At 67.8% G+C, this 24,503-nt stretch carries 23 protein-coding genes; 10 read left to right on the forward strand and 13 right to left on the reverse strand.

Translation table 11 applies throughout. The features are described 5' to 3' along the window. Positions 1–123: 123 nt before the first annotated feature. Positions 124–1,881 carry a single-stranded-DNA-specific exonuclease RecJ gene (recJ, locus tag AC5P68_RS16735; protein ID WP_414498122.1) on the reverse strand — a complete coding sequence of 586 codons (1,758 nt, stop codon included), beginning with the start codon at positions 1,879–1,881 and terminating at the stop codon, positions 124–126. A 145-nt stretch (positions 1,882–2,026) separates the two neighbouring features. Between recJ and AC5P68_RS16740 the strand changes: the two genes are divergently transcribed. Next, positions 2,027–3,067 (forward strand): DUF1176 domain-containing protein, encoded by a 1,041-nt coding sequence (locus tag AC5P68_RS16740; protein ID WP_414498121.1) that lies wholly within the window; start codon positions 2,027–2,029, stop codon positions 3,065–3,067. Between the two features lie 113 nt (positions 3,068–3,180). Here AC5P68_RS16740 and AC5P68_RS16745 read toward each other — a convergent pair whose 3' ends face one another. The 5 genes from AC5P68_RS16745 to dapB all read right to left on the reverse strand — a co-directional run bounded on the left by AC5P68_RS16745 (position 3,181) and on the right by dapB (position 10,134). Then, positions 3,181–4,098 (reverse strand): phosphoglycerate mutase, encoded by a 918-nt coding sequence (locus AC5P68_RS16745; protein ID WP_033833450.1) that lies wholly within the window; start codon positions 4,096–4,098, stop codon positions 3,181–3,183. Between the two features lie 4 nt (positions 4,099–4,102). Then, positions 4,103–4,567: a transcription elongation factor GreA gene (gene greA, locus AC5P68_RS16750; RefSeq protein WP_181453298.1), complete on the reverse strand. Its 465-nt coding sequence runs from the start codon at positions 4,565–4,567 to the stop codon at positions 4,103–4,105. 8 nt (positions 4,568–4,575) lie between these two features. Next, positions 4,576–7,818 (reverse strand): carbamoyl-phosphate synthase large subunit, encoded by a 3,243-nt coding sequence (gene carB / locus AC5P68_RS16755; protein WP_414498120.1) that lies wholly within the window; start codon positions 7,816–7,818, stop codon positions 4,576–4,578. A gap of 148 nt (positions 7,819–7,966) precedes the next feature. Further along, positions 7,967–9,094: a glutamine-hydrolyzing carbamoyl-phosphate synthase small subunit gene (carA, locus tag AC5P68_RS16760; protein ID WP_005413213.1), complete on the reverse strand. Its 1,128-nt coding sequence runs from the start codon at positions 9,092–9,094 to the stop codon at positions 7,967–7,969. A 311-nt stretch (positions 9,095–9,405) separates the two neighbouring features. Continuing rightward, a complete protein-coding gene (dapB, locus tag AC5P68_RS16765) occupies positions 9,406–10,134 on the reverse strand; it encodes a 4-hydroxy-tetrahydrodipicolinate reductase (protein ID WP_414498119.1) in 729 nt (242 codons plus the stop codon). Positions 10,135–10,224: 90 nt separating this feature from the next. Here dapB and AC5P68_RS16770 point away from each other — a divergent pair, with 90 nt between their 5' ends. The 4 genes from AC5P68_RS16770 to AC5P68_RS16785 all read left to right on the forward strand — a co-directional run bounded on the left by AC5P68_RS16770 (position 10,225) and on the right by AC5P68_RS16785 (position 12,632). Continuing rightward, positions 10,225–10,986, forward strand: coding sequence for a 3-oxoacyl-ACP reductase (locus AC5P68_RS16770; RefSeq protein ID WP_414498118.1), 762 nt, complete (start codon positions 10,225–10,227; stop codon positions 10,984–10,986). Between the two features lie 4 nt (positions 10,987–10,990). Beyond that, positions 10,991–11,386 (forward strand): MerR family transcriptional regulator, encoded by a 396-nt coding sequence (locus tag AC5P68_RS16775; RefSeq protein WP_111108482.1) that lies wholly within the window; start codon positions 10,991–10,993, stop codon positions 11,384–11,386. A 55-nt stretch (positions 11,387–11,441) separates the two neighbouring features. Then, the gene (locus AC5P68_RS16780) at positions 11,442–12,023 is read left to right on the forward strand and encodes an NAD(P)H-dependent oxidoreductase (RefSeq protein WP_033833462.1); all 582 of its coding nucleotides are present in this window, start codon (positions 11,442–11,444) and stop codon (positions 12,021–12,023) included. Positions 12,024–12,170: 147 nt separating this feature from the next. Next, a complete protein-coding gene (locus AC5P68_RS16785; RefSeq protein WP_033833454.1) occupies positions 12,171–12,632 on the forward strand; it encodes a DUF4304 domain-containing protein in 462 nt (153 codons plus the stop codon). Positions 12,633–12,687: 55 nt separating this feature from the next. Here AC5P68_RS16785 and AC5P68_RS16790 read toward each other — a convergent pair whose 3' ends face one another. Genes AC5P68_RS16790 through AC5P68_RS16800 form a run of 3 tightly spaced genes read right to left on the reverse strand, consistent with a single transcriptional unit; the run spans position 12,688 to position 15,058 of the window. Then, the gene (locus AC5P68_RS16790) at positions 12,688–12,942 is read right to left on the reverse strand and encodes a DUF6587 family protein (RefSeq protein ID WP_033833455.1); all 255 of its coding nucleotides are present in this window, start codon (positions 12,940–12,942) and stop codon (positions 12,688–12,690) included. Further along, positions 12,942–14,807: a ferrous iron transport protein B gene (gene feoB, locus AC5P68_RS16795; RefSeq protein WP_414498117.1), complete on the reverse strand. Its 1,866-nt coding sequence runs from the start codon at positions 14,805–14,807 to the stop codon at positions 12,942–12,944. The genes AC5P68_RS16790 and feoB overlap by 1 nt, the downstream gene beginning before the upstream one ends. Further along, positions 14,804–15,058, reverse strand: coding sequence for a FeoA family protein (locus tag AC5P68_RS16800; protein WP_005409473.1), 255 nt, complete (start codon positions 15,056–15,058; stop codon positions 14,804–14,806). The genes feoB and AC5P68_RS16800 overlap by 4 nt, the downstream gene beginning before the upstream one ends. Before the next feature lie 119 nt (positions 15,059–15,177). Between AC5P68_RS16800 and AC5P68_RS16805 the strand changes: the two genes are divergently transcribed. The 5 genes from AC5P68_RS16805 to yeiP all read left to right on the forward strand — a co-directional run bounded on the left by AC5P68_RS16805 (position 15,178) and on the right by yeiP (position 18,750). Then, positions 15,178–15,966, forward strand: coding sequence for an enoyl-CoA hydratase/isomerase family protein (locus AC5P68_RS16805; RefSeq protein ID WP_005409472.1), 789 nt, complete (start codon positions 15,178–15,180; stop codon positions 15,964–15,966). Between the two features lie 2 nt (positions 15,967–15,968). Further along, positions 15,969–16,370, forward strand: coding sequence for a VOC family protein (locus AC5P68_RS16810; RefSeq protein ID WP_049402821.1), 402 nt, complete (start codon positions 15,969–15,971; stop codon positions 16,368–16,370). Further along, positions 16,367–17,263: a hydroxymethylglutaryl-CoA lyase gene (locus AC5P68_RS16815; RefSeq protein ID WP_005409470.1), complete on the forward strand. Its 897-nt coding sequence runs from the start codon at positions 16,367–16,369 to the stop codon at positions 17,261–17,263. Before AC5P68_RS16810 ends, AC5P68_RS16815 begins: the two co-directional genes overlap by 4 nt. A gap of 100 nt (positions 17,264–17,363) precedes the next feature. Beyond that, positions 17,364–18,134, forward strand: a complete 771-nt coding sequence (locus tag AC5P68_RS16820) for an SDR family oxidoreductase (protein WP_005409469.1) — start codon at positions 17,364–17,366, stop codon at positions 18,132–18,134. Between the two features lie 49 nt (positions 18,135–18,183). After that, positions 18,184–18,750: an elongation factor P-like protein YeiP gene (yeiP, locus tag AC5P68_RS16825; RefSeq protein WP_005409468.1), complete on the forward strand. Its 567-nt coding sequence runs from the start codon at positions 18,184–18,186 to the stop codon at positions 18,748–18,750. 154 nt (positions 18,751–18,904) lie between these two features. Here the strand turns inward: yeiP and AC5P68_RS16830 are convergent, their stop codons facing one another. The 4 genes from AC5P68_RS16830 to AC5P68_RS16845 all read right to left on the reverse strand — a co-directional run bounded on the left by AC5P68_RS16830 (position 18,905) and on the right by AC5P68_RS16845 (position 24,396). Continuing rightward, positions 18,905–19,597, reverse strand: coding sequence for a COG3650 family protein (locus tag AC5P68_RS16830; protein ID WP_033833471.1), 693 nt, complete (start codon positions 19,595–19,597; stop codon positions 18,905–18,907). A 94-nt stretch (positions 19,598–19,691) separates the two neighbouring features. Continuing rightward, positions 19,692–20,084 (reverse strand): nuclear transport factor 2 family protein, encoded by a 393-nt coding sequence (locus AC5P68_RS16835; RefSeq protein WP_414498116.1) that lies wholly within the window; start codon positions 20,082–20,084, stop codon positions 19,692–19,694. After that, positions 20,065–23,214, reverse strand: coding sequence for a multidrug efflux RND transporter permease subunit (locus AC5P68_RS16840; RefSeq protein WP_033833470.1), 3,150 nt, complete (start codon positions 23,212–23,214; stop codon positions 20,065–20,067). The genes AC5P68_RS16835 and AC5P68_RS16840 overlap by 20 nt, the downstream gene beginning before the upstream one ends. Positions 23,215–23,250: 36 nt before the next feature. After that, positions 23,251–24,396: an efflux RND transporter periplasmic adaptor subunit gene (locus tag AC5P68_RS16845; protein WP_033833469.1), complete on the reverse strand. Its 1,146-nt coding sequence runs from the start codon at positions 24,394–24,396 to the stop codon at positions 23,251–23,253. Between the last annotated feature and the right edge of the window lie 107 nt (positions 24,397–24,503).

A 24,503-nucleotide genomic window follows, 5' to 3' on the forward strand; every position in this document is an offset into this window, starting at 1 on the left:
ACCGTTGAACGCACCAGCAACCGTAATGGGGTTGGCGCCCCCCCCCAAAAAAGGGGACGGAGGGGATTAAGTCGCAATTGGCATACAAGGCAAAAGCGGCTTAATCCCCTCCGTCCCCTTTTTCTATGCGGGCAGGCAGTGCTCCACGATCAGCTGGATGGCGCTGCCGCCACGGTAGTCATCGCAGGCCAGCCGGTAGGCCAGGTGGACGTGACGTGATGGCGCGTTGCCGTGCCAGCCGCCGAAATGTATGGCGTTGATCGTGCCGGGTACGCCGGGCAGGCGCAGTTCCAGCTTCAGGTGACGCTCCTTCAGCACGCGCCAGTTGGCCACTTCGAAGTGGCCGTCGAACAGTGGCTCGGGGAAACCCTGGCCCCACGGCCCGGCCAGGCGCAACGCATCGGCGTGGCGATGGTCCAGCTCGTCCGCGGCCAGCTCGCCGTCACTGAGCACCTGCTGCTGCAGTGCCGCCGGATCGAGCATCTCCAGCACCACCGCGACGAAGGCGGCCTTGAAGTCATCGACGTGGTCACGCCGCAGGCTGAGGCCGGCCGCCATGGCGTGGCCACCGAAGCGTTCGATCAGGCCCGGGTGGCGCGCATCGACCAGCGCCAGGGCGTCACGGATGTGCAGGCCGGGAATGGAGCGCGCCGAGCCTCGCAGGGTGTCGGCGCCGGGTTCGGCCGGCGCGAAGGCGATCACCGGGCGATGCAGGCGATCCTTCATCTTCGACGCGACCAGGCCGACCACACCCGGATGCCAGTCGGCATCGAACAGGCAGGCGGCCACCGGGCGCTGCCCGGCCATGTCCAGCACCACGCGGGTCAACGCCTGCTCGGCGTCATCGGTCATCGCCTGCTGCACCGCGCGGCGTTCTGAGTTGATCTGCTCCAGCGTCTGCGCGATCTCCCGCGCCTGGCGCGGGTCTTCGGTCAGCAACAGCGCGATGCCCAGCGCCATGTCTTCCAGCCGGCCCGCGGCATTCAGGCGCGGGCCGAGCGCGAAGCCGATGTCGGTGGCGGTCAGCCGCGCCGCATCACGGCCGCTGGCTTCGATCAGCGCTCGCAGGCCGACGCAGCCCTGCCCCGCGCGCAGACGGCGCAGGCCCGCGCTGACCAGTGCCCGGTTGTTCGGATCCAGCGCCACAAGGTCGGCAACGGTGCCGACCGCCACCAGGTCCAGCAGCGTGGTCAGGTCCGGCCCCTTGCCATCGGCGAAGACGCCGGCCTCGCGCATGTGACGGCGCAGCGCCATCAGCACGTAGAAGATCACACCGACGCCGGCCAGCGACTTGCTGGGGAACGCATCGCCGTCCAGATTGGGATCGACGATGACATCGGCCGGCGGCAGCTGCGGACCGGGAAGGTGATGGTCGGTGACCAGTACCTGCCAGCCACGTGCCTTGGCCGCGATCACGCCCGCATGGCAGGCGATGCCGTGGTCGACCGTGACCAGCAGGTCCGGCTGCAGCTCGGCCAGCTCCTCCACCAGAGAAGGTGACAGGCCGTAGCCGTGCACCATGCGGTTCGGCACCGCGTGGAAGACGTGTTGCGCGCCGAGCATGCGCAGGCCCCGCACGCCGACCGCACAGGCGGTGGCGCCATCGCAATCGAAATCGCCGACCACCAGGATGCGCTTGTCGTTGACGATGGCCTCGATCAGCAGACCCACCGCATCATCGATGCCGGTCAGCAGCTCCGGCGCGTGGAGGCTGCCCAGCTTCGGCAGTGCCAGCTCTGGCGTACCGGCGCCGCGGCTGGCATAGAGTCGCGCCAGCAGTGGCAGCGTGCCGTCTGGCCAGCTGCCGGGCACGACCGCATCGCGGCGGCGGATCATCGGCGTATCAGAGGACGGCTGCGCAGCATCGGCGGCAAGGGACATCGGCATCGCCGGGTTGCGGAAGACATGCCCATGATAGCGCGGGGTCGGATCTCTCTGCCCGCAGGAGGCTCCACCCCGATCGCTGGCATTTGGAGTTTGCCAGCCCATCTTCCATGCTTGTCGGCCCGGAAATGGACTTCAACGCATGCATCGCACGCTCCTTCCCGCGCTGCTGGGCCTCGCCCTGGCCCCGGCCACCCACGCCGCCACGCCCGAACCGAAGGCCGGCGTGCAGTTCCAGCACAACGACTGGTCGCTGGCCTGTGACAACACCCGCACCTGCCGCGCCGCCGGCTACAGTCCGGAACAACCCGGCAATCTGCTCAGCCTGATGCTGGAACGCGCGGGCGGCCCGGGTACGAAGGTGCTCGCGCGGCTGCGCAATGGCGAGGATGGCGAAAGCGCGACGCCGACCGGGGCGCTGCGCCTGCGCCTGAACGGCAAGGACCTGGGCCCGGTGCGCGACACCGGCGACGGAGATCAAGTACTGCTGCAGCAGGGACAGACCGATGCGCTGGTCGCCGCGCTGCCGCGCCACGCACGCATCGACATCATCGACGGCAAGGGCAAGGCGTGGCCGATCTCCGACAGTGGTGCAGCGGCCGTACTGCTGAAGATGGACGAGGCCCAAGGCCGGCTGGGCACGCCCGGTGCGCTGGTGCGGCGTGGCGACAAGGCTGAAGCGAGCGTGCCTGCGGCGTTGCCGGTGCCAGTGATCATGCGCGGCACGCTGGTGGCACCGCGCGCCTCGGACGCGGCACTGGCAAACGCACCGGGCCTGCGCAAGGCACTGATCGCCAGCCTGCCGAAGCCGGATGAGTGCGGCCGCCTGAGCGAGGGTGGGACAGACGAGATCGAGATCCAGCGACTGGACGCCCAGCATGTACTGGCAAGCACCAGCTGCTTCATGGGTGCCTACAACTTCAGCAGCGGCTACTGGGTAGTGCAGGACAAGGCGCCGTACCAGGCGAAGTTCGTGACCTCCAACGCGGAGGACTTTGATCGCGATGACGCGACGCTGCGTGGGCGCTTCCGTGGACGCGGCATCGGTGACTGCCTCTCCGGCCACGACTGGGCCTGGGATGGCGCGCGATTCGTGAAGAGCGGCGAGTTCACCACCGGGCAGTGCCGCGGCGTGGCGGGTGGTCATTGGCAGCTGCCGACGGTGGTCAGCGAGGTCCGTTGAGGCGCCGCTACCTGCGATAGTGCCGCCCGCTGGCCGGCAACCCCGGCAAACATCGGGGTCAACGCCGTTTTCCGATGGAAAACGGACCCGACCCCGCTCGGCGGAGGCCCCGATCAGTCGTGAAGCTGGCGCGGCTTCTTCCAGAACTGCCAGTGCTGTCCGCGATCCAGCTGGAACTGCAGGCCGTCCTCGAAATCCAGCACCAGCCGCTGCAGCTCGCCGCGCTTCAGCGCGGCCAGCAGCGGACGGATCGCATCGTTGCCGAGCTGCTGCAGCGAGCGCAGCTGGCGCAGATCAACCAGTGCATCCACCGCCTGCTCGCCATCCACGGCTACGCCAGCCGCAAGAGCCAGGCCTTGCAGCAGCGCATCGCGGCTGCGCACCTGTGCGTGCGGCGTGCTGACCGACACCGGCATCACGCCACCACCCCAGAACCACAGCGAATTGATTGGCTGTTGTCCCTGCGCGGCGCGCTGCTGGTTCCAGGAATGGTTGTGCAGCAGTACCTGCGCTTCGGTCATCAGCGCCCGCCAACGGCGGCCGCCCTCGCCTTCCGGCAGGTGCGAGAACAGGTCATCGCCCAGCACCTCGTCCGGACTGTCGAAGTCCGGCAGGGCCAGGTCGATCGGCAGGCGCAGGTACCAGCGCGAAGGGTCCGGTGCGTCGAGCACGAATCCGGCATCGGCGAACAACGGCTGCAGCACCGGCAGCAGGGCCAGGCAGTCGGCCAGGGTCGGTCGCAGCGTTTCGCCGTAGGCCATCATCCGCGCGCCATGCATGTCCGGCACCATGCAGGCCGGATCGGCACGCAGCCAGCTGGCGCCAGCGGCATCGCCGACGTCGCGCTGGCGGGTCAACGCGGCCACCGGCCACTGCGGCGCGGCGACCGTGAAATGGCGCGTCAGCTGCGCGCGTTCACCCGGTGCGACCTGCACCGTCGTGGCGCGGCCAAGCGCGCGCGCCACATCGTCCGGCAACGCAGCCGCGGCAAAGCGGCTGCGTGCCGGCAACAGCAGGGTCGCCGTTGCCACCGGGTCAGTCCACGTAGCTGACGCTGACGATCTCGTACTCGCGTTGGCCGGCCGGGGCGTCGATCACGATCGAATCACCTTCCAGCTTGCCGATCATCGCGCGCGCCACCGGCGAGGAAATCGCGATCAGGCCCTGCTTGATGTCCGCCTCCAGGTCACCGACGATCTGGTACTTCTTCTCTTCGTCGGTTTCCACGTCGGCCAGCGTCACGCTGGCGCCGAACACCACCTTGGAGCCGGCATTGAGCTTGCTCACGTCGATGATCTCGGCGTGCGACAGCTCGCCTTCGAGCTGCTTGATGCGGCCTTCGATGAAGCCCTGTTCCTCGCGCGCGGCGTGGTACTCGGCGTTCTCCTTCAGGTCGCCATGCTCACGTGCTTCGGCGATGGCGGCGATCACCTTGGGGCGCTTGACCGACTTCAGGTGATCCAGTTCGTCGCGCAGCTTCTGCGCGCCCTTCATCGTGATGGGGGCTCTCATGCATTCAACTCCTTGTGCAGCTCCTGCAGCGACCAGACGGGGCCGGTGCCGCGGAATTCCAGTGAATCCACCAGCGCCTTGGCGCCGGCAATGGTGGTCGAGTAGGTGACGCGATGCTGCAGCGCCTCGCGACGGATCGAGAACGAGTCGTTGATCGCCGAACGACCTTCGGTCGTGTTGACGATGTAGACGATCTCGCCGTTCTTGATCGAGTCGACGATGTGCGGACGGCCTTCGACCACCTTGTTGATGATCTCGCAGTCCATGCCGTGCTGCTGCAGCCACGCGGCGGTGCCACGGGTCGCGACCAGGCTGTAGCCACGCGCCAGCAGCGCCTTGGCCACCGGCAGCACGCGCTTCTTGTCCGGATCGCGGACCGAAACGAAGGCCTTGCCGACCGGCGGTGCCTTGATGCCGCCGGCTTCCTGCGCACGCGCGAAGGCGGCGTTGAAGCTGCGGCCCACGCCCATCACCTCACCGGTGGAGCGCATCTCCGGCCCGAGGATCGGGTCGACGCCCTGGAACTTGGCGAACGGGAAGATCGCTTCCTTCACCGAGTAGTAGTCCGGCACGATCTCCTTGGTCGCGCCCTGCTCGGCCAGGCTCTTGCCGGCCATGCAGCGCGCGGCGATCTTGGCCAGCGGCATGCCGGTGGCCTTGGACACGAACGGCACGGTGCGCGAGGCACGCGGGTTCACTTCCAGCAGATAGATGGTGTCATCACCGTCGTCGTTGGTCTGGATCGCGAACTGGGTGTTCATCAGGCCAACCACGTTCAGGGCCTTGGCCAGTTCCACCACCTGGCGGCGCAGCTCGGCCTGAGTCTTGGCCGACAGCGAGTACGGCGGCAGCGAGCAGGACGAGTCACCCGAGTGCACGCCGGCTTCTTCGATGTGCTCCATCACGCCACCGATCAGGACGTTGCCATCCTTGTCGGCGATGATGTCGACGTCGCACTCCACGGCGTTGTCGAGGAAGCGGTCCAGCAGCACCGGCGAATCGTTGGACACCTTCACCGCGTCGCGCACGTAGCGGGCCAGGTCGGCTTCGCCGTAGACGATTTCCATCGCACGGCCGCCCAGCACGTAGCTCGGGCGCACCACCAGCGGGTAACCGATCTCGCGGGCCAGCAGCAGCGCTTCCTGGTCGTTGCGGGCGATGCGGTTCGGCGGCTGCTTCAGGCCCAGCTTGTCGACCAGCTGCTGGAAGCGCTCGCGGTCCTCGGCCAGGTCGATCGAATCCGGGCTGGTGCCGATCACCGGCACGCCGTTGGCTTCCAGCGCGCGCGCCAGCTTCAGCGGGGTCTGGCCGCCGTACTGCACGATCACGCCCTTCGGCTGTTCCAGTTCGACGATTTCCAGCACGTCTTCCAGGGTCAGCGGTTCGAAGTACAGGCGGTCGGAGGTGTCGTAGTCGGTCGACACGGTTTCCGGGTTGCAGTTGACCATGATGGTTTCATAGCCATCCTCGCGCAGCGCCAGTGCCGCGTGCACGCAGCAATAGTCGAACTCGATGCCCTGGCCGATGCGGTTCGGGCCACCGCCCAGGATCATGATCTTGTCGCGGTTGCTCGGCGCGGCCTCGCACTCGTCCTCGTAGGTCGAGTACAGGTAGGCGGTACCGGTGGAGAACTCGCCGGCACAGGAGTCCACCCGCTTGTAGACCGGGCGCACCTTGTGCGCACGACGCAGCGCGCGGATGGCGGCTTCGTTGGTGCCGGTCAGCTGCGCCAGGCGCGCGTCGGAGAAGCCAGCGCGCTTCAGCTTGCGCAGGCGCGCAGCGTCAAGTGCGTCGATGCCACCGGCGGCGACTTCGCTTTCGGCCGCGATGATTTCCTCGATCTGGTCCAGGAACCAGTGGTCGATGAAGGACAGCGCGTAGATCTCGTCCACGCTCATGCCGGCACGGAAGGCGTCGGCGACGAAGAACAGGCGCTCCGGGCCCGGTGCCTTCAGTTCGCGGCGCAGGGTCTGCAGGTCGTCTTCGTTGCCCAGGTCCAGGCCGGTCGGGTCGAAGCCGACCTTGCCGGTTTCCAGGCCACGCAGGGCCTTCTGCACCGACTCCTGGAAGGTACGGCCCATCGCCATCACCTCGCCCACCGACTTCATCTGGGTGGTCAGGCGGGCGTCGGCGGCCGGGAACTTCTCGAAGGCGAAACGCGGGATCTTGGTGACGACGTAGTCGATGGACGGCTCGAACGAGGCCGGGGTCAGGCCGCCGGTGATCTCGTTCTTCAGTTCGTCCAGGGTGTAGCCCACGGCCAGCTTGGCGGCAACCTTGGCGATCGGGAAGCCGGTGGCCTTGGACGCCAGCGCCGAGGAACGCGACACGCGCGGGTTCATCTCGATGACGACCACGCGGCCGGTCTTCGGGTTGATGCCGAACTGCACGTTCGAACCACCGGTATCGACGCCGATCTTGCGCAGCACGGCGATGGAGGCATCGCGCAGGCGCTGGTATTCCTTGTCGGTCAGGGTCTGCGCCGGGGCCACGGTGATCGAGTCACCGGTGTGCACGCCCATCGGGTCGAGGTTTTCGATCGAGCAGACGATGATGCAGTTGTCCGCGGTATCGCGGACCACTTCCATCTCGAACTCCTTCCAGCCCAGCACCGACTCTTCCACCAGCACTTCGGTGGTCGGCGACAGTTCCAGGCCACGGCTGACGATCTCGACCAGCTCTTCGCGGTTGTAGGCGATGCCGCCACCGCTGCCGCCCAGGGTGAAGCTGGGGCGGATGATGGTCGGGTAGCCAACGCGGGTCTGGATCTCCAGCGCTTCGTCCAGGGTGTGGGCGACGGCGGCGGTCGGGCATTCCAGGCCGATCTCACCCATGGCCACGCGGAACAGCTCGCGGTCTTCGGCCATGCGGATCGCTTCGCGCTTGGCGCCGATCAGTTCGACGTTGTACTTCTCCAGCACGCCGTTGTCGGCCAGGTCCAGCGCGCAGTTCAGCGCGGTCTGGCCACCCATGGTCGGCAGCAGCGCATCGGGCTTTTCCTTGGCGATGATCTTCTCGACCGTCTGCCAGTTGATCGGCTCGATGTAGACGGCGTCGGCCATCTCCGGGTCGGTCATGATCGTGGCCGGGTTGCTGTTGACCAGCACCACGCGGTAACCCTCGTCACGCAGGGCCTTGCAGGCCTGGGCGCCGGAGTAGTCGAACTCGCAGGCCTGGCCGATGACGATCGGGCCAGCACCGATGATGAGGATGGTCTTGAGGTCAGTGCGCTTGGGCATTTTCTTCTCTAAGTCAGTACAGCGTGACAAGGGGGAGTGATCGCACGCTGTCGATCAGGAATCTTGATCCGCAGCGCCGCGCCAGGGGCAGCAGCGATGCGGGGTTTACGGTCCATCGCGACGCCACCGGGGGCCGGCGGCGTACTGATCACGCCTTGGCCTGCTCCATCAGCACCACGAAGCGGTCGAACAGCGGGCCGACATCGGTCGGGCCCGGCGACGCTTCCGGATGGCCCTGGAACGAGAACGCCGGCACGTCGGTGCGGGCCACGCCCTGGTTGGTGCCATCGAACAGCGAGCGGTGGGTCACGCGCAGGGTCGGCGGCAGGGTCGCTTCATCGATCGCGAAGCCGTGGTTCTGCGAGGTGATCATCACCCGGCCGCTGTCCAGGTCCTGCACCGGGTGGTTGGCACCGTGGTGGCCGTGGCCCATCTTCATGGTCTGCGCGCCCGAGGCCAGGCCCAGCAGCTGGTGGCCCAGGCAGATGCCGAAGGTCGGGATCTTCACGTCGATGAAGGTCTTGATCGCTTCGATGGCGTAGTCGCACGGTTCCGGGTCACCCGGGCCGTTGGACAGGAACACGCCATCCGGCTTCAGTGCCAGCACTTCGGCGGCCGGGGTCTGTGCCGGCACCACGGTCACTTCGCAGCCGCGCTCGGCCAGCATGCGCAGGATGTTGGTCTTCACGCCGAAATCGTAGGCCACGACCTTGTACTTGGCCGGCACGCTGACGAAGGCATTGGCATCCAGGTCCAGCTGGCCCTCGGTCCAGGTGTAGGTCTTCTCGGTAGTGACGACCTTGGCCAGATCCATGCCCTTCAGCCCCGGGAACTTGCGGGCGGCTTCCAGTGCCTTTTCCACGTCGATGTCGCCGGCCATCAGCGCACCGTTCTGCGCGCCCTTCTCGCGCAGGATGCGGGTCAGCTTACGGGTGTCGATGCCGGCGATGGCAACCACGCCACGCTGGATCAGCCAGTCCTGCAGCGACACCTGGCTGCGCCAGTTGCTGGGGCGACGCGGAACATCGCGCACGATCAGGCCGGCCGACCACACCTTGGACGCTTCATTGTCCTGGTCGGTCATGCCGGTGTTGCCGATATGCGGATAGGTCAGCGTGACCATCTGCCGGGCGTAGGACGGGTCGGTCAGCACTTCCTGGTAGCCGGTCATGGCGGTGTTGAACACCACCTCACCGACGGACAGGCCGGGCGCGCCTACGGATTCGCCCTCGAATACGGTGCCGTCTTCGAGGACGAGGATTGCGGCTTGGGTCACGGGAATCTCACTTTGGCTACCGAGGGGGCTGCCGAAGTCACGCCTGCGCTTCACGGAAATCCGGTTGCAAAAAAGCGCGGACGTGCGGTCTGGGACCGGTCCGGCTTTCGTGATTCGGCGAGTGCGAATTGTAGCGCTGCCGGGGCGCTCGCGCCAGCGGTTATCACGCTTCATGAACGGGCGATTGCGCATTCATTTCAATCCGGCGGCGTATGCGGGGTCCGCCGCGCCCCTGGTAGATGCCAACCTTGGTTGGCGCTTCCCGGAAAGCCTGCCAACCAAGGTTGGCATCTACCATCGACCCGGGCCCGTTACCTGGGCCCGTCCAGCAGGTCCCGTACCCGGTAGCTGCCCGGGGCGCGGCCATGCAGCTGACGTGCGGCGAACAGGGCGCCGCGGGCGAAAATGTCGCGATTGGTGGCCCGGTGCACCAGCTCGATGCGCTCGCCCAGCCCGGTGAACTGGACCAGATGCTCGCCGACGATGTCACCAGCGCGCAGGCTGGCATAGTGCGGCTCCGCCCCGCCCCGCTGCGCGGCCGCGCCCAGGGTCAGTGCAGTGCCCGACGGCGCGTCCTTCTTCTGGGTGTGGTGAGACTCGACGATGTCGCAGTCCCAGCCGGCCAGCGCCTGCGCCGCGCGCTCGACCAGTTCGTCCAGTACCGCCACGCCCAGGCTGAAATTCGAGGCCCAGACCAGCGCGATCTTCGCCGCGGCGGCCTCCAGCGCCTGGCGCTGCGTGCCGGAGATGCCGGTAGTGCCCGAGACCAGCCCCGCACCACGTTCCACGCACAGTGCCAGCATCGGGTCGAAACCCTCCGGCAGGCTGAAGTCGATCGCCACGTCGAATGCCGGCGCACCGGGCAGCTCGCTGGCCGCGAAGAACGGTACGCCATCGACCACGCGCTGGGCCGGCGCACGACCCGTCACCGCAGCGGCGATCTGCAGGGTTTCGGGATGTTCGGCGGCCAGCCGCAGCAGGGCCTGGCCCATGCGCCCGGAGGCACCGTGGATGAGCAATCGCAGGGGAGTCTGGTTCATGCCTGCAGGCTAGCGGCAGCACGCCCGCTCCGGCAAGCGCCATCGCTGCTACGCTGCATGCCCTTTCATGCAATGGATGGCAGTTCCCTCATGCAGATCAGCGAACAGCTGGTGCTGGTCACCGGTGCCGGCCGCGGCCTTGGCCAGCACATCGCCCGCGCCTTCGCCGCCCAGGGCGCGCGCGTCATCATCAACTACCACCGAAGCGAAGGCGCCGGACGTGCTCTGGCTGCCGAGCTGGGCGGACAGGCGATCGCGCTGCCGGCCGATGTCACTGAGCGCGCCGAGGTCGATGCAATGCTGCAGCACGCCCTGGCCCACTTCGGCCAGGGCGTCACCACCGTAGTCAACAACGCACTGGCAGCGTTCTCGTTCAATGGTGATGCCCGCGACGGCGCCGCCGACATCGGCTGGCCGGCGTTCCAGGCGCAGTTCGAGGGCAGCGTGCGCGGCGCGCTGAACACCGTGCAGGCCGCCCTGCCCGGCATGCAGGCCCGTCGCTTCGGTCGGGTGATCAACATCGGCACCAACCTGTTCCAGAATCCGGTGGTGCCCTATCACGACTACACCGCCGCCAAGGCCGCACTGCTGTCGCTGACCCGCACCCTGGCCGGCGACCTCGGCCCGCATGGCATCACCGTGAACATGTTGTCCGGCGGCCTGCTGCGCACCACCGATGCCAGCGCCGCCACGCCGGAAGCAGTGTTCGACTACATCGCCGCCAACACGCCACTGCGCAGCGTCACCACGCCGGCCGAGTTCGCCGATGCCGCGCTGTTCTTCGCCAGCCCCTGGTCGCGCGCGGTGACCGGTCAGAACCTGGTGGTCGATGGCGGGCTGGTGCGGGACTGAGTCGATGCGCATCTCCGAAGTCAGCCGCCTGACCGGCGCCAGTGCCAAGGCCATCCGCCTGTACGAGGCGCGCGGACTGCTGCCGCCGGTGCCACGCCTGAACCGCTATCGCGACTACTGCGAACAGGACGTGGCCTGGGTGCAGCTGATCCGCCAGGCACTGGGGCTGGGCATCACCCTGGCCGCGATCTCGCGCCTGCAGGGCCGCGATGGACGGCTCGACTGGCCAGCGGTACTGGCCTTGCTGGAGCAGCAGCGCGGCCGCATTGCCGACGAGCGGATGCGGCTGGCACAGGTCGAGCGCGACCTGCAGCTGGTCAGCGACGAACTGCAGCAGTGGCTGCACTCCGGCAGCGGCGACTGCATCCTGCAACCCAGCGGCTGCACCACCCCGGTTTGACTCTGCCCCTGGGGCAGACCCCAACCTCGCGCACTTTCCATTGCGCGAGGTTGCCGTGTCCCGTTCCATCCTGATCCTGCTGGGCCATCCTGACCGTGACAGCCTGTGCGGCGCCCTCGCCCAGCGCTATGCCACCGCCGCCGAGAATGCTGGCCACCGGGTGCGCCTGATCGCACTGGGTGACCTCCAGTTCGACCCGGTACTGCGCCACGGCTACCGTCAGATCCAGCCGCTGGAAGCCGACCTGCAGGACGCCGCGGAAGCGATCGAGGCCTGCGATCACCTGGTGCTGGTCTACCCCACCTGGTGGGGCGCGATGCCAGCACTGCTGAAGGGCTTCTTCGATCGCGTGCTGCTGCCGGGGTACGCCTTCCGCTACCGGCGCGATTCGGTGTGGTGGGACCAGCTGCTGGCCGGGCGCCGCGCGCGGGTGATCACCACGCTGGATACGCCGCCCTGGTACTACCGCTGGGTCTACCGCGACCCGGGCATCGCCCAGATCCGCGCCACCATCCTGCAGTTCTGCGGCATCCGCCCGGTGCGTGTCAGCCGCCTTGGCGCTGTACGCAGCAGTACAGCGGCACAACGCAGCAAGTGGCTGGCGCTGGCGGCGGAGCTGGGCTCACGCGCCAACTAGCCAGAAGAGCGTGCGAACCAAGGTTCGCACCCACCCGGGGCGTTCGCACGCACCTGGGGCGCTCGTTGCGGGTGTCGCGTTTGCCAATTGACCGCCAGGCACCGCGCCTCAAGGCTGTGCCCCCCTGTTCCGGCCCGGGCAAAGCCCATGAAATCCTCGACTGTCTTCAGCAAGTGCGCCAGGAAGACCGGCTTTGCCGGGACCACGACTACCCGCTACCGCTTGCTGGATGACGCCCTGCTTGTCGTGAATCACCAGCGTGCCAGCGAAAGCCGGGGTTTCTATGTGAATGCTGGACTCTACTTTCCAGAGCTGCTCAAGCATCCCCTCGCACCTGACGATCTTGAAACGGCTTTCAGGTACCGCTCCAGCATTCCCACGCCCCACGTCGACTGGCGGATCGAAGAGACACCAGGCCTGCGCCGGGCCTTCACCCAGCAGGATCTTGAAGACCTGCTGCAGGCTGGTAACCGCGACGGACTGAAAGCCCTGCTGCTTGATGCCCTTGCCGACGTGGCCGGCTTCGCGGCAACCCATGGGAACCGGGAATCGGTGCGGCGATTGAATCGGGATGGACGCTTCCGGGCGATCATCCGCAGGGAGGTCTGAACCCCGGAAAGCGTGCGAACCAAGGTTCGCACCCACCAGCGCAGGAAAAGCAGCGTCAGTGCCGCTTCGGCGGAGTCGGCCCGCAGCTGTCGCAACCGCCACAGGCACCGCCACTTCCGCTCGCCGGTGGCGCGACCTTCCGCCCCAGCGCCTGCAGCCAGGCGGCGCGACCGGGCTTCAGCAGGGCCAGCGCCAACGCACCGCGCAGCTTGCGCACGGTACCGGGGAACTGCTTCTTCAACACCACCCAGGCACTGACCAGCACGGCCACCGCGATGATCAGGTACTGGACCAGCAGGCCGGCATCCATCAACCGCCTCCCAGCGCCCTGGTCACCTGGTAGGTGATCAGCGCGGCCACGTAGGCCGCCGCGAACAGGTAGAACGCAGCAAAGCCCATCTGCTTCCACGAGTTGGTCTCGCGCTTGATGGTGGCCAGCGTCGAGATGCACATCGGGGCGTAGATGTACCAGACCAGCAGCGACAGTGCGGTAGCCAGCGACCAGCCATCGCTGATCAGCGGGGTCAGTGCCTGGCTGGCAGCATCGTCATCGGCTGCCGACAGCGCATACACGGTGGCCAGCGAAGACACCGCCACTTCACGCGCGGCCAGGCCCGGGATCAGCGCGATGCAGATCTGCCAGTTGAAGCCCAGCGGCGCGAAGAACACAGCCATTGCATGGCCGATCTGGCCGGCGTAGCTGTAATCGATCGCGGGCATGGTGGCCCCCGCCGGCGCTGCCGGGAACGACAACAGCACCCACAGCAGGATGGTCAGCGCCAGGATGATGCCGCCAACGCGCTTGAGGAAGATCATGCCGCGCTCGTACAGGCCGACCGCCAGGTCACGCACGTGCGGCAGGCGGTACGACGGCAGTTCCAGCATCAGCGGATGCTCGCTCTTGTCGCGGCGCCACTTCTTCATGATCCACGACATCGCCAGCGCGCTGAGGATGCCGGCCGCGTACAGGCCGAACAGCACCAGGCCCTGCTGGTTGAACACGCCCCATACCGTCTTCTGCGGAATGAACGCACCGATCAGCAGCGCGTACACCGGCAGGCGTGCGGAACAGGTCATCAGCGGCGCCACCAGGATCGTGGCCAGGCGGTCACGCGGGTCCTGGATGCTGCGCGTGGACATGATGCCCGGCACTGCGCAGGCGAAGCTGGACAGCAGCGGGATGAACGAGCGACCGGACAGGCCGGCAGCGGCCATCATGCGGTCGAGCAGGAACGCCGCACGCGGCAGGTAGCCGGATTCCTCCAGCACCAGGATGAAGAAGAACAGGATCAGGATCTGCGGCAGGAACACCACCACGCCACCGACACCGGCGATGATGCCGTCGGTCAGCAGGCTGGCCAGCGGGCCTTCCGGCAGGACGCTGCCGACGAAGGCGCCGAGCCAGGCGAAACCGGCCTCGATGGCGTCCATCAGCGGCGTCGCCCAGGCGTACACGGCCTGGAAGATCAGGAACATCACCACCGCCAGGCTGATCAGCCCGAACACCGGGTGCAGCAGCCAGCGGTCCAGCGCGTCGTCGATCTTCGCGGTCCGCGCCGGCATGCGCACGGCCACCGACAGGATCTCGCGCACCCTGGCGTGGTAATCGATGCCACCGTCCGGGCCCGGCACCGGTGCATCCAGGTGCGGGACCATCGCATCCAGGCGTTCGACCAGGGCCTTGGCGCCCTGCTTGCGCACCGCCACGGTCTCCACTACCGGCACGCCCAGCTCGCGCTCCAGCGCGGCCACGTCCACCTGGATGCCACGGCGCTGGGCCGCATCAACCATGTTCAGCGCCACCACCATCGGCCTGCCCAGCTCGCGCAGTTCCAGCGCGAAGCGCAGGTGCAGACGCAGGTTGGTGGCGTCGATCACGCACAGCAGCACATCCGGCGCGGCTTCGCCCGGGTAGAAGCCCCGGCACAGGTCACGGGTGATCGCCTCGTCCAGGCTGGCCGGATGCAGGCTGTAGGCGCCCGGAAGGTCGAGTACCGCGAACTCGCGGCCGGACGGCGCACGCAGACGGCCTTCCTTGCGCTCGACGGTGACGCCGGTGTAGTTGGCAACCTTCTGCCGGCTGCCGGTCAGCTGGTTGAACAGTGCGGTCTTGCCGCTGTTGGGGTTACCAACCAGCGCAACGCGCAGGGGGGCGGTAGTGGCAGTAGCAGTCATGCGCGTCGTTCCTGGCTGGCGGCGTCGACCACGACCCGCTTGGCTTCACTGATCCGCAGCGCGAAACGGGTGAACCCGACCTGCACCAGCAGCGGCTCTCCCCCCACCGGACCCTTGGCCACCAGGCGCACTTCCTCGCCCTTCACGAAACCCAGCTCGCGCAGGCGACGGGCGATGGCATCGTTGGCATGCAGGTCCTGCACGGACTCGACCACGGCCGAGGTGTGCAGCGGCAGTTCGGACAGCGTCATCTAGCGTGTTCTCTGCTGGATGTAAATGGTTCTCGATTCTAACATTCCCGCGTCGCGTCATGGCCCATGACCAATGGCCCGCTATGATCCATACAGGTATGGAGTGACCCTGGAATCCCATGAACGATGCTTTGCAGATCGAGCGCAGCGGCGCCGTCCTCACTCTCTGGCTGAACCGGCCGGAGCTGCACAACGCCTTTGACGCCGGGCTGATCGCCCGGCTGACCGCCGCACTGGAGGCCGCCGGCCACGATGCTTCGGTGCGCGCGGTGGTGCTGGCCGGCCACGGCGCCTCCTTCTCGGCAGGTGCCGACATGCAGTGGATGCGCGGCATGGCGGCGGCCAGCGAAGCCGATAACCGCGAGGACTCGCTGGCCCTGGCCCGGCTGATGCGCACCCTGGACGAGCTGCCCAAGCCGACCCTGGCCCGGGTCCATGGCGCGGCCTTCGGTGGCGGCGTCGGCCTGGTCGCCTGCTGCGACATTGCCATCGCCAGCACCTCGGCCCGCTTCGGCCTGACCGAAAGCCGCCTGGGCCTGCTGCCGGCGGTGATCTCGCCCTATGTGATCGAAGCCATCGGCCCGCGCCAGGCCCGCCGTTGGTTCGCCACCGGCGAGCATTTCGACGCCGACACCGCGCTGCGCATCGGCCTGGTCCACCAGCTGGTCGAGCCCGAACGCCTGGACGAGGCCGTGCAACGCCAGCTGGCCCTGCTCGACAAGGCCGGCCCGATCGCCTCGTCCACCGCCAAGCAACTGGTCCGCCAGGTCCGCGACAGCCATGACCGCGACACCCTGGATCGCGATAATGCCGCCCTGATCGCGCGCCTGCGGGTGTCGGCCGAGGGCCAGGAAGGCCTGGGCGCCTTCCTCGACAAGCGCGCGCCCCATTGGGTCACGGAAGCCTGAACATGCTCGATCACCTTGGTTTGACCAGCGCCGACCTGGCGCGCAGCAAGGCCTTCTTCCTGCAGGCACTGGCGCCACTGCAGATCGGCGTGGTGATGGAAGTGACCGCCGAACAGACCGGCGCGCACGACCACATCGGCTTCGGCCGCGACGGCAAGCCGTTCTTTTGGCTTGGCAATGGCGGCACCGCCAGCCATGGCGTGCACGTGGCCTTCGCCTGCGCCAGCCGCGACCAGGTGGACGCCTTCCATGCCGCCGCCCTCGCCGCCGGTGGCCGCGACAACGGCGCCCCGGGCCTGCGCCCGTGGTATCACCCGGACTACTACGGCGCCTTCGTGCTGGACCCGGATGGCAACAACATCGAGGCGGTCTGCCACCGCCCCGCCAATGGGGCAACCGCATGAGCGACTACGTCCGCATCGTCGAGGTCGGGCCGCGTGACGGCCTGCAGAACGAAAAGCAGTCGGTCTCCACCGCCGACAAGATCGAACTGATCAACCGCCTGTCGGCCACCGGGCTGCGCAGCATCGAGGCGACCAGCTTCGTCAGCCCGAAGTGGATCCCGCAGCTGGCCGATGCCGCCGAGGTCTATGCCGGCATCCAGCGCCGGCCCGGCATCCACTACCCGGTACTGGTGCCGAACGAACAGGGCTACGACCGCGCCCGTGCGGTGGGCGTCGAGGAAGTAGCGGTGTTCACCGCCGCGTCCGAGGCGTTCAACCGCACCAATACCAATGCCGGCATCGATGAATCGCTGGCGCGCTTCGAGCCGATCCTGCGCCGTGCCGCCGCCGATGGCGTGCGCGTGCGCGGCTACGTCTCCACCGTGCTCGGCTGCCCCTACCAGGGCGAAGTGCCGCTGGCTGATGTGGTGCGCGTTGCACGCGCCCTGCACCAGATGGGCTGCTACGAAATCTCGCTGGGCGACACCATCGGCGTCGGCACACCACGCAAGGCACGGGCGATGCTGCAGGCGGTCGCTGCCGAGATTCCGATGGAAGCACTGGCCGTGCACTTCCACGATACGTACGGCCAGGCCATCGCCAACATCGCCACCTGCCTGGAAGCAGGCGTGCGCGTGGTCGACAGTGCGGTGTCGGGTGCCGGTGGCTGCCCGTATGCCAAGGGCGCCAGCGGCAATGTGGCCAGCGAAGACGTGGTCTACCTGCTGCAGGGCCTCGGCCTGGACAGCGGCGTGGACCTGCCGGCACTGGCCGAGACCGGCCGCTGGCTGGCCGGCCTGCTCGGCCGCGCCACCGCCAGCCGCACCGGGCAGGCGCTGGCCGCCGCCGGTTGACCGCCGCACTGCGCCGCCCCGCAAAGGCGGCGCAGTGCACAACAGCGGCGGTCGCGGCTTCCGTTAGAATCGGCGGTTCTCGAACCTGCAGGACCGTTCAATGCAGCTGTCTTCCGTACGTGCCGTGATCACTGGCGGCGTCTCCGGCCTCGGCCTGGCCGTGGCCCAGCACCTCGTCGCCCAGGGCGGCAAGGTGGCCCTGTTCGACCTCAACGACGACAAGGGCGCTGCCGCCATTGCCGGGCTGGGTGCCGACAAGGCCCGCTATTTCAACGTCAACGTCAGCGATGAGGCGGCGGTGACCGCGGCCATCGACCAGGCCCACGATTTCCTCGGCGGCCTGAACGTGGCGATGAACTGCGCCGGCATCCTCGGCGCCGGCCGCGTGCTGGGGAAGGAAGGCCCGATGCCGCTGGCCGGCTTCCAGGGCACGGTGATGGTGAACCTGGTCGGCAGCTTCAACGTGGCCAAGGCCGCGGCCAACCGCATGCAGCACAACGAAGCGGGCACTGACGGCGAGCGCGGCGTGATCATCAACACCGCCAGCATCGCCGCCTATGAAGGCCAGATCGGCCAGGCCGCGTATGCCGCCAGCAAGGGCGGCGTGGTCTCGATGACGCTGCCGATGGCGCGCGAACTGTCGCGCTTCGGCATCCGCGTCAATACGATTGCTCCGGGCGTGTTCTGGACGCCGATGGTCGACGGCATGCCCGAAGCCGTGCAGCAGTCGCTGGCCGCCTCGATTCCGTTCCCGTCACGCCTGGGCAAGCCGGAAGACTTCGCCAGCCTGGTCGGCTTCATCCTCGGCAACACCTACCTCAACGGCGAGACCATCCGCCTGGACGGCGCTACCCGCCTCGCTCCGAAGTGATTCCCCACGGGCGCCGGGACGGCGCCCTCCCCCAACGACCTAGATCACCATGAAAGCCAACGACATCAAGAAGGGCAACGTCGTCGAGTACAACAACGGCGTGTACCAGATCCGCGACATCGAGCGCAGCTCGCCGCAGGGTCGCGGCGGCAACGTCCGCTTCCGCTTCATCATGTACAGCGTGCCGGGCGGCAACAAGCTCGACGCCAGCTTCGATGCCGACGACAACCTGGTCGAGGTCGAACTGCTGCGCCGCCAGTCCACCTATTCGTACAAGGACGGCGACGCCTTCGTCTTCCTCGATGACGAGGACTACACCCCCTACACCCTGGACGCGGACGTGATCGGCGATGACGCCGGCTACATCACCGACGGCCTGACCGGCATCTACGTGCAGGTCATCGACGAGCAGCCGGTGGCGATCCAGCTGCCGGCCTCGGTGGTGCTGGAAGTGATCGAGACGCCGCCGGAACTGAAGGGTGGCACCGCCACCAAGCGCCCGAAGCCGGCCAAGCTCAACACCGGCATCGAGATCATGGTGCCGGAGTACATCGTCAACGGCGAACGCGTGCTGGTGAACACCGCCACCGGCGAATTCGCGGGCCGTGCCGACTAAGCGCCTCGCGCTGATCGGCTGCCTGTCCCTGCCTGCGGCGTGTTCGCCGCAGGCAGGCCATCGGATGTAGCAGTCGTGTAGCAAGGAGCCCACGCACGGCTGCTGTGCGTTGGAGAGGGACTGCAGCCGAGCGTGGCTCGGCTCTACAGGTAGCTTACGGCTGCTTCGCGCCGAAATTGCCGCAGCCGTGGTACTGGCGGGTGCCGATGGTCAGGTTCACCCTGGCATCGAACGCCTCGCCACTCATGTCGTCCTGGCAGGTCGTGCGCTGGAAGCTGAGCTTGACGTCGGTGCCATCGGACGCCTTGCCACTCCAGCCGTCAGCACCTGCGGTGGGCTTGGCGACATCGAAACGACGCTCACCGTAATCCACTTCCACCTGCAGGCCCGGCGTGTCGCCGTCGACAACCGCCAGCCAGCCCGGCTCATTGCCGGTGGCACGGAATGCGGCATTGCCGGCGCTGCCATCGCCTTCAGTGGCTTCGAGCGCATGGCACTCTCGGTCCGCCTCGCCCTTCAGGCTCAACAGGCCGTCATCGCTGCCCTTGGTCCAGAAGCTGTTGCCCTTGCCATCGCCGTACTTGGCACCCGACGCCGCACGCTCGGAGCTCATGGCCAAGGTGCGTTCGCCGATCACCACCGTGGCCGCATCCTCGCCATTGAAGGTCGCGCGCACGCTCAGATCACCACACTGGTACGTGGTCTCGCTGCCACCTTCGATGCTGGCGCTCGGCTGCGGCGCGGCAGGCGGGGCGTCATTGCCGCCTGCGGCGGGCGGCTGGGCCGGCTGGCACGCGGCCAGCACCAACCCGAGGGAGGCTGCCAACAGACTGGGTACTACACGCATGGCTCGACTCCTTGTCGACACTACAGAGAGGCTCGACCCTACCACCTGTCGGTGAGCTGGGCCTGAAAGCGGCCTGAAAGCGGCCTGACCGCGCTCATGCGGCCAGTACCGCCATCGACAACAGCTGCGCGCCGCTTTCGCCGGAACTGCAGGTCCACACCCGCAGCAGACGCAGTTTCAGCTCGCGCTCCTGGCCCTGCCCGCGCACCGACAAGCGCACGTCGCTGGACAACAACGCCAGGCGTCCGCACAGCAGCGTTTCCACCGCGTACGACTGCAGGCTGCGCACGTGCAGGTTTCCGGCAAGCCAGTCGCCCAGCCACGGCAGGTCGAGCAAGCGTCCGCCCTGCCCGTCCATCATGAACAATGCCGGCGATACCAGCACGGTCAGCGCATCGTGGTCGTCATCCAGCAATGCCTGCCGCAGGCGCTGTTCCAGCGCTGCCAACTGCCGCTCATGCAGGTCTTCAACGATGTCCCGTTCCATCCACGGATCCTTCCGGCATCGGCCGGCGCCTGCGCAGGCGTTGCGCGATCCACTGCCGCGCGCCCTGCACCACTACATAGAAGACCGGCACGAAGAACACCGCCAGCACCGTCGCACTGACCATGCCGCCGAACACACCGGTTCCAATCGCCTGCTGGGTTTCCTTCGACGCGCCCTGCGCCAGCATCAGCGGCACCACGCCCAGCGCGAACGCCAACGAGGTCATCACGATCGGCCGCAGGCGCAGCCGCGCCGCCTCCAGCGCCGCTTCAACCAGGCCGCGACCCTGCTGCTGCAGCTGGCGCGCGAACTCGACGATGAGGATTGCGTTCTTCGCCGACAGCCCGATCACGGTGATCATGCCGACCTTGAAGAACACGTCGTTGGGCATGCCCCGCAACAGCACCGCAGCAACCGCACCGAGCAGGCCCAGCGGCACCACCAGCATCACCGCCAGCGGGATCGACCAGCTCTCGTACAGTGCCGCCAGCACCAGGAACACCACCAGCATCGACAACAGCAGCAACCACGGCGCCTGCGCGCCGGACTCCCGCTCCTGCAGCGACTGGCTGGTCCACTGCAGGGCAAAACCGGACGGCAGCTTCTCCGCCAACCGCTCCATCTCCGCCATGGCCTGGCCGGTCGACACGCCGGAGGCCGGTGCGCCGGACAGGTTCAGCGCCGGGAAGCCGAGATAGCGCTGCAGCTGCAGCGGCGCCTCGGTCCAGTGCGGCGTCACCAGTTCCGACAACGCCACCATGCCGCCTTCGCTGTTGCGCACGTACAGCCTCAGAACATCCTCCAGCTCCATCCGGTGGGGTGCATCGGCCTGCAGGATCACCTGCTGCAGCCGCCCCTTGTTGGGGAAGTCGTTGACGTACTGCGAGCCCATCGCCGCCGACAGCGTGCTGCTGATCTGCTCGAACCCCACGCCCATCGCCTCGGCCTTGGCACGGTCGATGTCCAGCCGCACGCTGGTACCTGCCGGCAGGCCATCGGCATGCACCTCCGACAGCAGCGGACTGGCCTCGGCCAGCTTCAGCAGCTGCTGCAGGGCCGCACGCAGTTCGGCCTGGCTCTGCCCGGTGCGCGCCTGCAGCGCCAGCGAGAAGCCGGACGAACGGCCCAGGCTGTCGATCGCCGGCGGCATCACGCTCATCACCTCGCCCTCGGCAATCGTCGCCATCGCCTTCTGCGCGGCCTCCACTTCGCCGGCCGCGGTGGCCCCTGCACGCTCGCCCCAGTCCTTCAGCATCGTGTAGGTCAGCGCCGCGCTCGGGCCGGAACCGGAGAAGCTGTAGCCGAGGATCGACTGGTTGGAGCCGATGCCCGGGCGTGACGCCACGTGCCGTTCGTAGGCTTCGACCACGGCCAGCGTGCGTTCGGCGGTGGCTTCGGCCGGCAGCTGGATCGAGGTCATGAAGTAGCCCTGGTCCTCTTCCGGCAGGAAGGCGCCCGGCAGCCAGTGCAGGCCCAGCAGCAGCGCCGCCACCAGCGCGGCGAACACGCCCATGACCCGCCCGCTCCGCTGCAGCACCGACGCCACGCCACGCTGGTAGCGCCCGGTCATCCGTTCGAAGCCACGATTGAAGGCGCCGAACAGACCGCCCCGACCATGGTGGCCATGGGTGTTCGGGCGCAGCAGGGTCGCGCACAGCGCCGGCGTCAGGCTCAATGCCAGCAGCGCCGAGAACAGGATCGACACCGCCATCGCCACGGTGAACTGGCGGTAGATCGCACCCACCGAGCCGCTGGCCAGCGCCATCGGAATGAACACCGCGGTCAGCACCAGGGTGATGCCGATCACCGCACCGGTCAGTTCGCGCATCGCCTTGATGGTGGCCTCGCGCGGCGGCAGGCCTTCCTCGGCCATGAGCCGTTCCACGCCCTCGACCACCACGATGGCGTCGTCGACGATGATGCCGATCGCCAGCACCATGCCGAACATGGTCAGCACGTTGATCGAGAAGCCCAGCGCCAGCATCACCGCGAAGGTGCCCAGCAACGCGATCGGTGCGACCAGTGCCGGAATCAGCGTGTAGCGCCAGTTCTGCAGAAACAGGTACATCACTGCGAACACCAGCAGCATCGCCTCCAGCAGCGTCTGCACCACCTTCTGGATCGAGATCTTGACGAACGGTGCGGTGTCGAACGGAATGCTCGCCTCCACGCCGCGCGGCAACAGCGGCGCCAGCTCGGCCATGCGCTCGCGCACCGCCGACGCGGTGCGAACCGCGTTCGCGCCAGGACGCAGCTGCACGCCGGCGGCGGTGGCCGGATGACCATCCTCGCGGGTGCCCCAGGCATAGCTCTGCGCGCCCAGTTCAACGCGGGCGACATCGCCCAGCACCACCCGCGAGCCGTCGGCCCCGGCGCGCAGCACGATGGCAGCGAACTGCTCCGGCGTGGACAGCTGGCCATCGGCACTCAACGGCACGGTGATGCGCTGGCCCGGAACACCCGGAGAATCGCCGATGCGCCCCGGCGAGATCTCCAGGTTCTGCTGCTCGATGGCAGCGGCCACGTCACCCATGGTCAGCCCATAGCCGGTCAACCGGGTCGGGTCCAGCCACACGCGCATCGCCTGTTCGGCACCGAACAGCTGCACGCGGCCGACGCCATCGATGCGGCGCAGCTCCTCGATGATGTTGCGCGCCATGAAGTCGCCCAGTGCGGCCTCGCTGACGCTGGCATCCGGCGAACGCAGGCCGACCAGCATCAGGAAACCGGAATCGGCGGCCTCCACGAACAGGCCGTTCTGGCGCACGCTGCGCGGCAGGCGCGGCTCGATCGCCTTGATCCGGTTCTGCACGTCCACCTGCGCCAGCTCCGGGTTGGTGCCCGGCTTGAAGGTGGCGGTGATCGAGGCTTCGCCGGACGTGTCCACCGACGACTCGAAGTACAGCAGGTGCTTGACGCTGGACAGCTCGCGCTCGATCAGGCCGACCACCGCGTCATTCAGCGTCTGCGGGCTCGCACCCGGGTAACTGGCATAGATGCTGACGCTGGGCGGGGCAACCGCCGGATAGCGCTCCACCGCCAGCCGCGGGATCGCCAGCACACCGGCCAGGATGATGAAGATCGCCAGCACCCAGGCGAACACCGGGCGATCGATGAAGAAACGTGCCATGTTGGATTTTCCTGGAGGGACCGGCCCGGTAGAGGCTCAGCCCTTGCTGCCGGCCTGCACCGCGCTGGCGCTGGCGACCGGCATCTGCCAGTCGCGCGCATCGACCACCACGCCTTCCTGCAGGCGTTCCTGGCCTTCGACCACCACCTTTTCGCCCACCTTCAGGCCGGTGCGCACCAGCCATTGGCGATCGACACTACCGTCCACTTCCAGCGTGCGGATCACCGCCTTGCCATCGCCAGCGATCACCCAGGCATAGGCCTGGCCACCGGCACTGCGCAGCACGGCCTGCTGCGGCACGGTCAGTGCGCTGGCCGGCGCACCCCGCGGCACCTTCGCGCGCACGTACATGCCGGGCAGCAGCTGGCGCTGCCGGTTGTCGACCAGGATGCGCAGGATCACATCACCGGTGCGCGCATCGACATTGATACCGGAGAACAGCATCTGGCCACGTTCGGGCAGCGGCTTGCCGGCCGCACCGATGATCGTCACCGGCAGCTCGCCGCCACCGGCATTGCGTTGCAGCGACTCCAGCTGCGCCGCTGGCTGGCGCACATCGACGTAGACCTGGTCGATCTGCTGCACCACCGCCATCGGCTCGGCATCGGCCACGCCGACCAGTGCACCTTCGGTCACCAGCGCCTGGTCGATGCGGCCGGCAATCGGTGCACTGACCGTGGCATGGCGCAGGTCGAGCTGGCGGCGCGCCAGAATCGCGCGCGCCTCGTTCACCGCGGCACGGGCCTGTTCGTACTCGGCACTGGCATCGTCGCGGTGCTGCTGGCTGACCGCCTGCGCGGCCGCCAGCGCATGCAGGCGCTGCGACTGCACGCGGCTGCGGCCCAGGGCTGCCTCACTGCGCTGCAGCGCGGCCAGTGCGGAGTCGACATCGGCACGGAACGCCGCCGGATCGATCTGGAACAGGGCCTGGCCGGCGCGCACTTCCGCACCCTGCTCAAACAGCCGGCGCTGCACGATGCCGCCCACCTGGGCACGGATCTGTGCGGTGCGTACGGCGGCCACGCGGCCGGGCAGTTCGTCATCGCGCTGCACGACCTGCGGGCCGACAGTGACCACGCTGACGCGCGGTGCCGCTTCGGGCGTGGCTTCGGGGGCGGAGCAGGCCGTCATGGCCAGGGCGAGGGCCGCGATCAACGCGACCGGAGTCCTGAAGGTTCTCATTGCTGTGCACAATGCCGCGCGGGCGGCTGATAGGTTCTGAAGCGTGCAGTCTGCGGGGCGATGATGGGGTTTCGATGGAGGAACTGTGGAGATACGATGGAGGCAAG

The organism is Stenotrophomonas sp. YJH_SMC_58 (genome assembly GCF_059369635.1).